Annotated in this window: 12 protein-coding genes and 1 other RNA gene; 6 read left to right on the forward strand and 7 right to left on the reverse strand. The window is 58.9% G+C overall.

Features of this window, described 5'->3' with window-relative positions; genetic code table 11:
- Positions 1-183: 183 nt before the first annotated feature.
- From EGI20_RS05135 to ilvA, 4 genes are all read right to left on the reverse strand, one after another.
- The gene (locus tag EGI20_RS05135; RefSeq protein WP_498630198.1) at positions 184-1,401 is read right to left on the reverse strand and encodes a tyrosine-type recombinase/integrase; all 1,218 of its coding nucleotides are present in this window, start codon (positions 1,399-1,401) and stop codon (positions 184-186) included.
- Between the two features lie 164 nt (positions 1,402-1,565).
- Positions 1,566-1,930: a transfer-messenger RNA gene (ssrA, locus tag EGI20_RS05140) on the reverse strand.
- Between the two features lie 57 nt (positions 1,931-1,987).
- Positions 1,988-2,638 (reverse strand): HAD family hydrolase, encoded by a 651-nt coding sequence (locus EGI20_RS05145; protein ID WP_498630199.1) that lies wholly within the window; start codon positions 2,636-2,638, stop codon positions 1,988-1,990.
- 74 nt (positions 2,639-2,712) lie between these two features.
- A complete protein-coding gene (gene ilvA, locus EGI20_RS05150) occupies positions 2,713-4,245 on the reverse strand; it encodes a threonine ammonia-lyase, biosynthetic (RefSeq protein WP_498630201.1) in 1,533 nt (510 codons plus the stop codon).
- A gap of 177 nt (positions 4,246-4,422) precedes the next feature.
- Between ilvA and EGI20_RS05155 the strand changes: the two genes are divergently transcribed.
- From EGI20_RS05155 to EGI20_RS05175, 5 genes are all read left to right on the forward strand, one after another.
- Positions 4,423-5,559 carry a D-alanyl-D-alanine carboxypeptidase family protein gene (locus EGI20_RS05155; protein ID WP_498630203.1) on the forward strand — a complete coding sequence of 379 codons (1,137 nt, stop codon included), beginning with the start codon at positions 4,423-4,425 and terminating at the stop codon, positions 5,557-5,559.
- Between the two features lie 72 nt (positions 5,560-5,631).
- A complete protein-coding gene (locus EGI20_RS05160) occupies positions 5,632-5,898 on the forward strand; it encodes an HP0495 family protein (RefSeq protein WP_498630205.1) in 267 nt (88 codons plus the stop codon).
- A 2-nt stretch (positions 5,899-5,900) separates the two neighbouring features.
- Positions 5,901-6,530, forward strand: a complete 630-nt coding sequence (gene lipB / locus EGI20_RS05165) for a lipoyl(octanoyl) transferase LipB (protein ID WP_498630207.1) — start codon at positions 5,901-5,903, stop codon at positions 6,528-6,530.
- 69 nt (positions 6,531-6,599) lie between these two features.
- Positions 6,600-7,547, forward strand: coding sequence for a lipoyl synthase (lipA, locus tag EGI20_RS05170; protein WP_124736109.1), 948 nt, complete (start codon positions 6,600-6,602; stop codon positions 7,545-7,547).
- A 164-nt stretch (positions 7,548-7,711) separates the two neighbouring features.
- A complete protein-coding gene (locus tag EGI20_RS05175; RefSeq protein WP_124736108.1) occupies positions 7,712-8,287 on the forward strand; it encodes a lysophospholipid acyltransferase family protein in 576 nt (191 codons plus the stop codon).
- A 65-nt stretch (positions 8,288-8,352) separates the two neighbouring features.
- Here EGI20_RS05175 and EGI20_RS05180 read toward each other — a convergent pair whose 3' ends face one another.
- From EGI20_RS05180 to EGI20_RS05190, 3 genes are all read right to left on the reverse strand, one after another.
- Complete coding sequence (locus EGI20_RS05180) at positions 8,353-8,955, reverse strand: HD domain-containing protein (protein WP_498630210.1); 603 nt, start codon at positions 8,953-8,955, stop codon at positions 8,353-8,355.
- A gap of 20 nt (positions 8,956-8,975) precedes the next feature.
- Positions 8,976-10,205, reverse strand: coding sequence for a peptidase T (gene pepT, locus EGI20_RS05185; protein ID WP_498630212.1), 1,230 nt, complete (start codon positions 10,203-10,205; stop codon positions 8,976-8,978).
- A 95-nt stretch (positions 10,206-10,300) separates the two neighbouring features.
- Complete coding sequence (locus EGI20_RS05190) at positions 10,301-11,245, reverse strand: nucleoside hydrolase (RefSeq protein WP_498630214.1); 945 nt, start codon at positions 11,243-11,245, stop codon at positions 10,301-10,303.
- Between the two features lie 180 nt (positions 11,246-11,425).
- On the opposite strand from EGI20_RS05190, the gene dbpA reads away from it, so the two are divergent.
- The gene (gene dbpA, locus EGI20_RS05195) at positions 11,426-12,805 is read left to right on the forward strand and encodes an ATP-dependent RNA helicase DbpA (protein ID WP_124736104.1); all 1,380 of its coding nucleotides are present in this window, start codon (positions 11,426-11,428) and stop codon (positions 12,803-12,805) included.
- The last annotated feature ends 37 nt before the right edge of the window (positions 12,806-12,842 follow it).

Here is a 12,842-nt window from a genome sequence, read left to right on the forward strand (position 1 = left end):
CCACAGAAGAGCAGCAATAGGTAGTGAATAGTAAGCGTAGTGTGCGCGAATTTGTTCGCAGTTGTCGTTTTCCCACGGATGTCCCATTGCGCCCTCTTGGCGTTTCCCTGTATGAATTGCCACGTCAGCCGGGCAGGGTTTCCCGGTCTTCGGCCCGTCGGCCTAGGTGTGGCAAAGCGGGTGTCAGGCCGTTTTAAATAACGGCGTCACTTTTGCGCCGGCCTTGAGTCCGGCCAAATAATCTGCCCACGCCTGCATCATGCGGCGGCGTTCGGGTAAATACTCAGCATAATTATATGTAGCACGAATGCTGTTCCGTTCGGCATGTGCCATCTGGCGCTCGATGGCGTCGCGGTTCCAGCCTTGTTCATTCAGCAGCGTGGACGCCATATGCCGGAAGCCGTGCCCGGTCATGGTGTCCTTGTCATAGCCAAGGCGGCGCAAGGCTGCGTTGACCGTGTTTTCAGACATGGGGCGGCCATTGGTGCGGGCGCCGGGGAAAACGTACTGGCCATGCCCGGTGAGCGCCTGCAATTCGCGCAGCACCATCACCGCCTGAAATGAAAGCGGGACAACGTGTTTTTCCCGCGCCTTCATGCGTTCGGCCGGGATGACCCACTGGGCGGCATCGAGGTCGATTTCTTGCCATTCCGCTTTGCGCAGTTCACCGGGGCGCACGAATGTCAGCGGTGCTAGTTTTAGTGCGCATTGCGTCACGAACGACCCCTGATAGCCGTCGAGGGCATGCAGCAATTCGGCAATCAGGGCAGGGCTGGTGATGGTAGGGAATGATTTGGAGATAACGGGGGCCAGTGCGCCGGCCAGATCTGCGGCTGGGTTGCGCTGGGCGCGACCGGAGGCAATCGCGTAGCGGAATACCTGGCCGCAAGTTTGCAGGGCGCGGTGCGCCGTTTCTATGGCGCCGCGATGCTCAATGCGGCGCAGAGCGGTCAGAAGCTCTGGTGCCTCGATCTGGGCAATGGGACGCTTGCCTATCCATGGGAAAATGTCGCGCTCGAAACGGCGCATGGTCTTGTCTGCGTGGCCTGCCGTCCAGGTTGGCAGGTATTTGGAAAACCACTCGCGGGCGATAACCTCAAAGCTATTTTCGGCTTGCTGTGCCTTGGTGGCTTTTTGTACCTTGCGGTTGATGCCGGGGTCGATGCCTTCGGCAAGCAGGCGGCGGGCTTCGTCCCGGCGGTTGCGCGCATCTTTCAGGCTGATTTCTGGATAGATACCAAGTGCCAGTGTTTTCTGTTTGCCATCGAAACGGTAAGAGAGCCGCCAGTATTTCCCGATGCAGTTAACGAGCAGATGCATGCCTTTTTCGTCGGTTAGCTTGGCTGGCTTTCCGTTGTCGTTGGACTTGGCGTTCTTGCAGGCTGTGTCGGTCAGAGGCATTTGTTGGTACCTGTGATCTGTTGGTACTGGGAACCAACAGGAATACCAACACCGGCGTTGGCATGTCTAGAGATGTTATGGCACATCGTGAGACATAAAAAAACCCCGAGAGGCTTATTTCTCGGGGTTCTTGGTGTTTCATGACACGTCATGAAACGGTAGTTTGGTGGAGGCGGCGGGAATCGAACCCGCGTCCGGAAATCCTACACAGTGAGTTCTACATACTTAGTCGTGTCATTTGGATTTAACCTCGACCACGCCGACGGACAGGCTGGGTTCTGGCGAGTTACCTATTGTTTCGCACTGAGCCAAGTAACCCGACACAGCACTAGCAGATGTAGAGTGACACTACAGGGTTTTGACGCCCGCGGCCCATCTGCGAACCGTTGTAGTGTCTAGCCGGCCGTTAGGCTGCTAGAGCGTAAGTTTCGTCGTTTGCGACTAAAAAAATTCAGTGTTTTACGGGATGACTGAAATCCCGGTATGCCCTCATCCGCTTCGCAACCCCCGTCGAAACCAGGTCGCCCCCAGATTTGGTAGCGCGAGTATACCGCGTTGGCTGCATGTCTGCCAGCCTTGTGTCGCTTTATAGATGTTTGAGCAGGTCCAGTGGGTGGTCGATGGCAATGTCGGCTGCCCATTCCTCAGGTTTGTCGCTGTCGGCGATATAGCCCCAGTTGGCCAGCACCGTTTTCATGCCGACCACGCGGCCAGCCTGGATGTCGCGTTCGGCATCGCCCACATACAGACAGTGTTCCGGTTGGATGCCGATGTGACTGGCGGCGTGCAGCATGGGCTTGGGGTCAGGCTTGGCCACGCCGATGGTGTCGCCGCTGACCACGACCGCAGGCGCGAGCACAAAGGGCAGGGCGGGGACGAGGCGGTCGGTGAAGCGCATTGGCTTGTTGGTGATGATGCCCCAGGTCAGGCCGCGTGCAGCCAGTGCCGCAATCATGTCGTTGACGCCGTCAAACAGACAGGTCTCGTTGGCAAAGCCGTGTTCGTATTGTTCGAGAAAGCGCAGGCGATATTCTTCGAAACGCGGGTGTTCTTGTGTGATGCCAAAGCCCAGACTGACCAGCCCGCGCGCGCCGTGGCTGGCGATCGGACGGATGGCGGCATAGGGCTGGGCTGGCAGGCCTTCTTCCGCCAGCAGGCGGTTAAGTGCACCGCCAAGGTCGCGGGCGGTATCGGCAAGCGTGCCGTCGAGGTCGAACAAGACTGCCTGAATGGTCATGGTGGGCGAGGGTGAAGTCGTGAGAGGGAATATTGTCCCTGCGATCGGGCGCAGGGACAAGTAAGGTCTGGTTTTTAGCGCAGGGTCTTGCCCAGGAACAGCTTATAGGCCGGGTTGTCAGTTTCTTCGTTGCAGGGGTAACCCAGCGTGTCAATAAAGTGCTGGAAGGCCTCATTATCGGCGGAGGGACCCTGAATGCCGACCAGTACCCGGCCGTAGTCGGCGCCGTGGTTGCGGTAGTGAAATAGCGAGATATTCCACTCGGTGCGCATGGCGTCAAGGAAGCGTTTGAGTGCGCCCGGGCGCTCGGGAAATTCGAAGCGCAGTACGCGCTCGTCCTGCAACTGTGGTGCATGGCCGCCAACCAGATGGCGGATGTGCAGCTTGGCCATTTCGTTGTCGGTCAGGTCGATGCCTTCCAGATCTTCGGTCTTGAGTGCATCGATGATGCGCTCAACATCCTCGCGGCCGCTGATCTGGATGCCGACAAATACATGGGCGAGTTTAGGGTCGGCAAAGCGGTAGTTGAATTCGGTGATATTGCGCTGGCCGATGATGTTGCAGAATTTCTTGAAGCTGCCCGGTGTTTCCGGAATGGAGACAGCGATAATCGCCTCGCGCCGCTCGCCCAGCTCCGAGCGTTCGGAGACGTGGCGCAAACGGTCGAAATTCATATTGGCGCCGCAGTTGATGGCGACAAGGGTCCGCCCTTCGCAATGCTCACGCTCGGCATAGGCTTTGGCGCCGGCCACCGCCAGCGCGCCGGCCGGTTCGGTGATGGCGCGCGTGTCCTCGAAGATGTCCTTGATCGCCGCGCAGATGGCATCGGTGTCGACCAGGATGATTTCGTCCAGCAATTCGCGGCACAGGCGGAAGGTTTCCTCGCCCACCAGCTTGACGGCGACGCCATCGGCAAACAGTCCGACATCTTTCAGTTCGACCCGGTGCCCGGCCGCGATAGACTGGCGCATGGCGTCCGAGTCGACCGGCTGCACGCCGATCACCTTGATTTCCGGCTTCAGGCGCTTGATATAGCTGGCGACGCCGGCTGCAAGGCCACCGCCTCCGATGGCGACGAAAACCGCATCGATAGGGTCGGGGTGCTGACGCAGGATTTCCATGGCGATAGTGCCCTGGCCTGCGATTACATCCGGGTCGTCGAAGGGCGGGATATACACCTTGCCGCTGCTGGCAACCAGTTCCATCGCATGCTGGTAGGCATCGCTATAGGATTCGCCAAACAACACCACCTTGCCGCCGCGGCTAAGAACGCCGTCTATTTTGACCTGCGGCGTGGTGACCGGCATCACGATGGTGGCTTCGCATCCTATCTTGCTGGCCGACAAGGCCACCCCTTGGGCGTGATTGCCGGCGCTGGCGGTAATCACGCCTTGCTGCCTTTGTTCGGGCGTGAGCTTGGACATCTTGTTGTAAGCGCCGCGCAGCTTAAAGGAAAACACCGGCTGCAGGTCTTCGCGCTTGAGCAAAATGGTGTTGCGGGTGCGGCGCGACAGATTGGGGGCGATATCAAGAGGAGACTCGATCGCCACGTCGTAGACGCGCGAAGTCAGGATGCGTTCAAGATAGTCAGTCGGGGGGGTGGGCATGCGCTATTCGTCCTTTGATGCATATGTCTTGTTTGTTCAGGCTATCAGGAAATGGCGGAGGGGGGAACGGCTTATCGCGGCTGTTTTCCGCTGCCGCCTGTGCAGCGCAGGCGTGTATAATCGCCCGCTGATTCTATGCGGACCTATTGCGTCTGCCCTTATGCCTGAAACTAAACGATGAAAAAACTGACGTCCCTGATTGTTGCCGCCGCCTTTTCGCTGCCGGTGATTGCCAATACCGTATTCGTGCCGCCAGTGCCTGCCATTGCCGGCAAGGCCTATTATCTGATCGATTTCCATAGTGGCGAGACGATTGCCTCGCTGAATCCGGATCAGCGTATCGAGCCTGCTTCCCTGACCAAGCTGATGACGGCCTATCTGACCTTCAAGGCACTGAAGGAAAAGCGCCTGACGTTGGATCAGACCTTGACCGTATCGCAGCAGGGCTGGAAGGCCGAAGGCTCGCGCATGTTCCTCGACCCGAAAGTGCCTGCCAAGGTCGATGACCTGATCAAGGGCATGATTGTGCAGTCGGGTAATGATGCCTGTGTGACGCTGTCCGAAGCGATTGCAGGCAGCGAAGAAGTTTTTGCCCAACTGATGACGGCCGAAGCCAAGCGTCTGGGCATGAAGAACACCAATTTCCAGAATTCGACCGGTCTGCCGGGCGATGCGCACTACACCACGGCGCATGATCTGGGGATTTTGGCGACGTCCATCATTCGTGACTTCCCGCAGTTCTATCAGATCTATTCGATGAAGTCGTTTACCTATAACGGCATCACCCAGCCCAACCGCAACTTGCTGCTGTATCGCGACCCGAACGTAGACGGTATGAAAACCGGCTTTACCAATTCGGCAGGCTACAACCTGATCGCATCCAGCCATCGCGATGGTCGTCGCGTCGTGTCGGTCGTGGTGGGCACCGCCAGTCCGGAAGCACGCGCGGTGGAAAGCTCCAAGCTGCTGAACTACGGCTTGCAGTTCTTTGAAACGCCCAAACTGTATGAAGCCGATAAGCCTGTATCCGAGGTCAGCGTCTACAAGGGTGAAGACAGCAAGTTGGCCATCGGTTTCAACCATAACGTCTATGCCACCGTAGCCAAGGGGCAGACCAGCAAACTCAAGGCTGACCTGACCACCATGCAGCCGGTGATTGCACCGATCAAAAAAGGGCAGACAGTCGGCAAGCTGGTGGTGTCGCTGGATGGCAAGGTTGTGCATGAAGAGCCGGTTGTTGCCCTGAAAGACGTGGCCGAAGGCGGTTTCTTCAGCCGGCTGTGGGACAGCATCAAGCTGATGCTGGGCTGGTAAGCAGCGGGCGGGCAGGGTCTTGCCCGCCTGAGCGACGCAGGCCTTGCCGCTGTAAAAATGGAAGGAAAGAGCATGAGCGAGCAAAAAGATGTATTCGAATTCCCTTGCCGTTTTCCGGTCAAGGTCATGGGCGAGCGCCATGAAGAGCTGACTGCCACCGTGATTGGAGTGGTGCGGGTGCATGCACCGGATCTGGATGAAGTGGATGTGGTGGTGCGCGAAAGCAGCAGCGGCAAGTATCTGTCGCTGACTGTGACGGTGAATGCGCATAGCCGCGCTCAGCTGGACCAGATCTATCTGGCGCTGACTAGTCACTCCATGGTCAAGATTGTTCTGTGAGCATGGAACGTCTTGTCAAGCAGCTGGGGCTGGCCGATTACGAACCGGTCTGGCGCAATATGCAGGCTTTTACCGATGCGCGCACGGCCGACACGGCCGATGAGTTGTGGGTGGTCGAACATCCGCCGGTGTATACGCTGGGTCTGGCCGGCAAGCCCGAACACTTGCTGTGCCAGACCGATATCCCGCTGGTACGCACCGATCGCGGCGGGCAGGTGACCTATCACGGCCCCGGCCAGCTGGTCGTCTATCTGCTGATCGACTTCAAGCGTCTGGGCCTGGGGGTGCGCGAACTGGTGCGGCGCATTGAAAACGCCATTATCGCCATGCTGGCTGAGTGCGGCATCGATGCCGCCGGGGATGTGAATGCGCCGGGTGTTTATGTGCAAGGTGAAAAAATCGCCTCGCTCGGGCTACGCATCCGCAACGGTGCGGTCTATCACGGCCTGTCACTCAATGTCGACATGGATCTGGCACCGTTTAACTGGATCAATCCTTGTGGTTATCAAGGCTTGAAAGTGACCCGGCTCAAAGACTTGGGTGTGCCGCTAACGGTGGCCGAAGCCGCCGCGCACTTATTGCCGCATCTGGCCCGCGAGCTGGATACCCAGGCGCAGAGCCAGCCAGCGTAAGCACATGTCAGAATTGCAACAATACAAGACTGGCACCGTCAAGGTGCAGAAAAACGGCAAGGAGTCCGCATGAAGCTGGAAAACGACGCAGGCGTCAAACATAAAGGTGCGGCCAAGACCGCACGTATCCCGATCAAGGTGGTGCCACTGGATGAAAAGCTGAAAAAGCCGGAGTGGATCCGTGCCAAGCTGCCATCGGGGCAGCGCTTTGGCGAGATCAAGGACATTTTGCGTGCGCAGAAGCTGCATACCGTGTGTGAAGAAGCGACCTGCCCGAATATCGGCGAGTGCTTCAGCAAAGGTACGGCGACCTTTATGATCATGGGCGATATCTGCACCCGCCGCTGCCCGTTCTGCGATGTCGGTCACGGCCGGCCCAACCCGCTTGACCCCAACGAGCCGAAGCATCTGGCCGAGACCGTGGCCGCGCTGAAGCTGCGCTATGTGGTGATTACCTCGGTGGATCGCGATGATTTGCGCGACGGCGGGGCGCAGCACTTTGCCGACTGCATCAGCGAGATCCGCAAGCTGTCGCCGGACACCCAGATCGAAGTGCTGGTGCCGGATTTCCGCGGCCGTCTCGAGATCGCGCTGGAGATTCTGGCCGCCACACCGCCCGATGTGATGAACCACAACCTGGAAACCGCGCCGCGTCTGTATAAGCAGGCGCGTCCTGGGGCGGACTATGTGCATTCGCTTGAGTTGCTCAAGCAGTACAAGGCTTTGCGTCCGGAAGTGCGTACCAAGTCCGGCATTATGGTCGGTCTGGGTGAAACCGATGAAGAAGTGCGCGCGGTGATGGCCGATATGCGCCGCTACGATATCGATATGTTGACCGTAGGCCAGTATCTGCAGCCAACCGATGGCCATTTGCCGGTGCTGCGCTATGTGCACCCCGACCAGTTCAAGGCATTTGAAACCGAGGCTTACGCCATGGGCTTCAAGCATGCCGCGGTCGGTGCCATGGTGCGTTCCAGTTACCACGCAGACCAACAGGCACATCAGGCCGGCGTGTAAAACCCTCGGCATTGCTGTGCGGGATAAAAGCCGGTCGCCTGAGGTGGCCGGCTTTTATCTTGTGGCGCGGCGGAATGTCGTTTGTCCGGCACCGGCTTTTGCGTTAGAGTGCCGGCTCTTTTATATGCCCCCAGGGCAAATCCCTCGCCATTAAAAAATACTTCATGCATAACACTATTTTCACCACACCCGTGATCCGCACCCTGATGGCCTGGCTGTCCATTTTGCTGCTTAAACTGAGCGGCTGGAAGATAAACGGCAACTTCCCGGCTATTCCCAAGTACGTGATGATCGCCGCGCCGCATACCAGTAACTGGGATTTCCCGCTGACGCTGGCCGTATGCTTTGCCAAGGGGGCGCAGATTTACTGGATGGGCAAGCATTCGCTATTCAAGGGGCCGATGGGGCCGGTGATGCGCTGGCTGGGCGGGATTCCGGTCAATCGGAACCGCAACAATTCGCTGGTGCAGCAGATCGTCGATGTTTACAACGAGTCGGACAAGCTGGTGGTGATCATTCCGCCGGAGGGTACGCGCGCCAAGGTGACCGAATGGAAGACCGGCTTTTATCATATTGCCAAGGGTGCCGGTGTGCCGGTGGTGCCGGCCTATCTTGATTTCAGCCATAAACAGGCCGGGATTATGGAGCCGTTTTATCTGGGTGAGGATCTGGATACGGATATGGCGAAGATCCGCGGCCTGTTTGATGGTATCAGCGGCAAGCGCCCAGACAGTTTCTAAGCCTGAAATGGCGGGGGCCAGACGTGCTTCATACACAAGAAGCGCGCCTGGCCCCCGTTTTTGCATCAGTGCGGCGTAAACCAGCCCTGCTGCTCGGCTTCTTCCAGCGCATCGGTCAGCCAGTCGGCAGCCAGCGGACAGCCGGCAGCGACCTGGCTGACCGCCTTTTCCTGTACCTGCTGGCGGCTAACCCCATTTTCGCGCCAGCTTTGCCCCTGACGGTTAAGGTTAAGCAGGATGGGCATCATCCGGTCCATGGCATGGGCAAAGCGGGCTTCCACACTTTGTCCTGCATCGAATTCCAGCCAGTAATCCAGTAGCTGTTCTGACTGGGCGGCAGGCAGCAGGCCGAAAATGCGTTTGACGGCCTCCAGTTCTGCCGCCTTGCGTTCCGCCAACCCTTCTTCGGCATAGAAAATCGTGTCGCCAGTGTCGATTTCGCCAATGTCGTGCACCAGCAGCAGGCGAATCACCCGTTCGATGTTGACGCTTTCTGTGGCATGCGGTGCCATGGCCAGTGCCAGCATGGCAACCTGCCAGCTGTGTTCTGCCGAATTTTCATGGCGTTCCAGCATCACCGGCTTGTTTTTCCTTAGTACAGCCTTAAGTTTGTCTATTTCGATAATGAAGGCGACGCGTGCCTGCAGTTCCTGGTATGGGGTGTGCATCTACTCGGGTGTTTCCTGTGTTATTGGCATTCTGCCGTGCGCCGGGCAATAGCTACCAGCACTTCGACAGCCTTGTGCATGGCCTGAATGCTGACACATTCGTGCTTGCCGTGGAAATTAAAACCGCCGGTAAATAGATTGGGGCAGGGTAGGCCCATAAACGACAGGCGCGAGCCATCGGTGCCGCCGCGTATGGGTTTGATCTTGGGTTTGACGCCGGCGTCGCGCATGGCGGCGCGGGCAATGTCGACAATATGCGGATGCGGCTCTATCTTGCGGCGCATATTGAAATAGCTGTCGCTTACCGTCAGCGACAGGCGTGGCTGATCCAGTTCGCGATTAAAGGCTGCCACCCGCTCGGCAAGGAAGGCTTTGCGCCGGGCAAAGCCCTCGTCGACAAAATCGCGTACCAGATAGTGCAGCTCGGCGGCTTCGACATCGCCAGCCATATGGTGCAGATGGAAAAATCCTTCAAGTCCTTGCGTCTCCTCCGGTGTCTCATGCTGCGGCATGCCGCTATGGAACACGCTGGCCAGCGTCAGCGCATTGACTAGCGTGCCATAGGCTGTGCCCGGGTGGACATTGTTGCCCTGTATTTTGATGCAGGCCGAGGCGGCATTGAAATTTTCGTATTCCAGCTCACCCATCTCGCCGCCATCCACGGTATAGGCCCACTGTGTCGGAAAACGCGCAAGCGGAAACAGGTCGGCTCCACGGCCGATTTCCTCGTCCGGGGTAAACGCCAGCCAGATATCGCCATGCATGATGTCGGGTGTAGCGAGCAAGGTTTCCACGGCAGTGACGATTTCGGCGATGCCGGCCTTGTCGTCGGCACCGAGCAAGGTGCGGCCATCGGTGGTAATCAGGTCATGGCCACGACAGCTGCGCAGCGCCGGAAACGCCTTGAGCGAAATGCGCTCGCCGCTGTTGCCAAGGGCGATGTCCTTGCCCTTCCATGCCGGGACGAACTGTGGCTGCAGCGGCTGGGCGGCAAAGTCGGGGGAGGTATCCAGATGGGCAATCCAGCCTATGGCCGGCGCGTTGCAGCCTGGGCTGGCCGGCAAACAGGCGGTCAGATAGCCGTTTTCATCCAGTGTCACATCCGACAAGCCTAGCGTGCGTAGTTCAGCGGCCAGTTCTTGTGCCAAGGTGCGCTGCCCGGTTGTGCTGGGGCAGCTTGGGCTGGCCGGGTCGGAGCGGGTGTCGATGCGGGCGTAACGCAAGAAGCGTTGAGTGAGCGGGCTTTGCATGGTGAGGTCTCATTCAAGCGTAGTCTGCCCACTATGCGCCGCACCGCATGTGATTTCCTTGCTTTAGCACAGACACTTTCAAAAAAGCGCCGCTTTCAGGGCAATTTGGCGATGGCTTGTGCCATGCGCCCGAACATCGCGTCGGCATCTACTTCGGTCAGATAAAGCGCGTTGCTGGGTCGGCCTGTCGTGCCCCACCAGTCAACTGCACAATGGCCCTGTGTTAGCGGGCTATCCGTTTCGACTTCGACATTGACCTCGCGCCCGCTAAACAAGCCGGGTGCGAGCAGCCAGGCGATGGCGCACGGGTCGTGCAGCGGCGCACCCATCTGGCCGTATTTTTGCACATCATGGCGCTCGAAGCTGGTCAGTAGCGACGCAGCCAGCGGGCCGCAATAGTTGGATAGCGAGGACAGGGCGGCAACGCGCGATGCCGACGTGCAGGCCTTGTGGGTCACATCCAGCGGCAGCATCACCAGCGGGATGCCGGCATGCAGCACCTGCTGCGCCGCGTGCGGGTCGACATAGAAATTGAATTCGGCCGAGGGGGTGACGTTGCCGCCTTCGAAATAGGCACCGCCCATCAGTACGATCTGCTTGATGCGCGCAGCAATGTCCGGTGCCTTCAATAGCGCCAGCGCAATATTGGTCAGCGGGCCGACCGGGCATAGCGTCACCGTGCCGGCAGGTTCGCGCCGCAAAGTGTCGATAATGAAGTCGACCGCATGCGCTTCTTGCAAGGGCATGGCTGGCTCGTGCATGGGTGCGCCTTCCATGCCGGTCTTGCCGTGCACACGCTCGGCCGTGACCAGATCGCGCACCAGCGGGCGCTCAGCGCCGGCGTAGACTTTGACATCGCGCCGGCCCGCCCACTCGCAGATGATGCGGGCGTTGCGGCAGACTGCTTCTATGCCGACATTGCCGGCCACGCAGGTGATGCCCAGCAAGTCGATCTCGTCACGTGCTCCCAGAAGAAAAAGCAGGGCGATGGCGTCGTCCAGCCCGGGGTCGGTATCAAAAATGACCGGTAGTTTGTGCATGGTGTGTCCTTTGGCGGTATGAAATGATGCCGAGCGATGCCAATGTATCGTTTGCGTTTTCAGCTTGATTTGATTTGACTATGGTAGCTTTGCATTTGCCCGTCAACGGACATGCAATTGGTCAGAACGGCGCCATCCTGCTACACTCTGCGACCTTTCTATGTAGCGCGCCAAGTCATTGTGAACAAAACGGAATTTTCATCGCTGGGGCTGTCGGCCCCCTTGCTCTCCAATCTCGACGGTCTGGGTTACCACCAGATGACGCCTATCCAGGCACGCGCCTTGCCTGTGATCCTGTCCGGCGGCGACCTGATCGCGCAGGCCAAGACCGGCAGTGGCAAGACCGCGGCCTTCGGCCTGGGTTTGTTGTCGCGTATTAATCCGCGCTGGTTTGCCGTACAGGCGCTGGTGCTGTGCCCGACCCGCGAGCTGGCTGATCAGGTGGCGCGCGAGATTCGCCGTCTGGCGCGCGCTATCGACAATATCAAGGTCGTGACCCTGACCGGCGGTACGCCCATGGGCCCACAGATCGGCTCCTTGTCCCACGGTGCCCATATCGTGGTCGGCACGCCGGGCCGTCTGCATGACCATCTGTTCCGTGAAACGCTGGACCTGTCCAAGGTCGAGACGCTGGTGCTGGACGAGGCCGACCGCATGGTCGACATGGGTTTTTACGAAGAAATCACCGGTATCGTCGACGCTTGTGCCAAGAAACGCCAGACCTTGCTGTTCTCGGCGACTTATCCGGACAATATCCGCAAGCTGGCTGCCCGTTTCCTGAAAAACCCCGAGCAGATCCGTCTGGAATCGCTGAATGATACCTCGCGTATCGAACAGCGCTTTTACAAGGTCAGCCCCGAGGCGCGCATTTCGACGGTGGCTGCGGCGCTGGCCCACTTCCGTCCGGCCTCGACCTTGGTGTTTTGCAACACCAAGGAGCAGGTCAAGAATATGGCGCGCGACCTGACCGCCCAAGGCTTTTCCTCGCTGGCGCTGTATGGCGATCTGGAACAGCGTGATCGCGACGAGATTCTGCTGCAGTTTGCCGCAGGTTGTGCCAGCGTGCTGGTGGCAACCGATGTAGCGGCGCGTGGCCTGGATATCACCACGCTGGCCTGCGTCGTCAATGCCGACCTTGCACATGACCCGGAAATCCATATTCACCGTATCGGCCGTACCGGCCGCGGTCACGACAAGGGGCTGGCACTCAGCCTGGTCGTGCCTAGCGATGGCAAGCGTCTGGCCCAGATCGAAGTGCAGCAGCAAGGCCCGGCCAACTGGCGCGACGTCAAAGAGCTGGTGGCACAAGCTGCACCCGCCGCAGCGCCTGCCATGGCACTGATCTGCATGACTGGCGGCAAGAAAGACAAGATCCGCCCCGGGGATATTCTGGGCGCACTGACCGGCGACGCCGGCTTGCCGGGTGCAGCCATCGGCAAGATCAGTGTCAGCGACAATATCAGCTATGTTGCTATCGAGCGCTCGCGCGCCAAGGAAGCGCTGGCGCATCTGGATGGAGGCCGCGTCAAGGGCCGCAATGTGAAGGCGCGCCTGATTTAAGCTGAAAAGGCAGGCTGTCGGTCATTAAGGGAAGGTG

It is taken from the genome of Aquitalea sp. S1-19 (assembly GCF_024343515.1).

Excerpts from the sequence above, each read along its gene's own strand:
- ilvA (WP_498630201.1), bottom strand. The coding sequence starts at position 4,245 with ATGCCCACCCCCCCGACTGACTATCTTGAACGCATCCTGACTTCGCGC.
- EGI20_RS05175 (WP_124736108.1), top strand. The coding sequence starts at position 7,712 with ATGCATAACACTATTTTCACCACACCCGTGATCCGCACCCTGATGGCC.
- EGI20_RS05155 (WP_498630203.1), top strand. The coding sequence starts at position 4,423 with ATGAAAAAACTGACGTCCCTGATTGTTGCCGCCGCCTTTTCGCTGCCG.
- pepT (WP_498630212.1), bottom strand. The coding sequence starts at position 10,205 with ATGCAAAGCCCGCTCACTCAACGCTTCTTGCGTTACGCCCGCATCGAC.
- lipA (WP_124736109.1), top strand. The coding sequence starts at position 6,600 with ATGAAGCTGGAAAACGACGCAGGCGTCAAACATAAAGGTGCGGCCAAG.
- EGI20_RS05145 (WP_498630199.1), bottom strand. The coding sequence starts at position 2,638 with ATGACCATTCAGGCAGTCTTGTTCGACCTCGACGGCACGCTTGCCGAT.
- EGI20_RS05190 (WP_498630214.1), bottom strand. The coding sequence starts at position 11,245 with ATGCACAAACTACCGGTCATTTTTGATACCGACCCCGGGCTGGACGAC.
- EGI20_RS05180 (WP_498630210.1), bottom strand. The coding sequence starts at position 8,955 with ATGCACACCCCATACCAGGAACTGCAGGCACGCGTCGCCTTCATTATC.
- lipB (WP_498630207.1), top strand. The coding sequence starts at position 5,901 with ATGGAACGTCTTGTCAAGCAGCTGGGGCTGGCCGATTACGAACCGGTC.
- EGI20_RS05135 (WP_498630198.1), bottom strand. The coding sequence starts at position 1,401 with ATGCCTCTGACCGACACAGCCTGCAAGAACGCCAAGTCCAACGACAAC.
- EGI20_RS05160 (WP_498630205.1), top strand. The coding sequence starts at position 5,632 with ATGAGCGAGCAAAAAGATGTATTCGAATTCCCTTGCCGTTTTCCGGTC.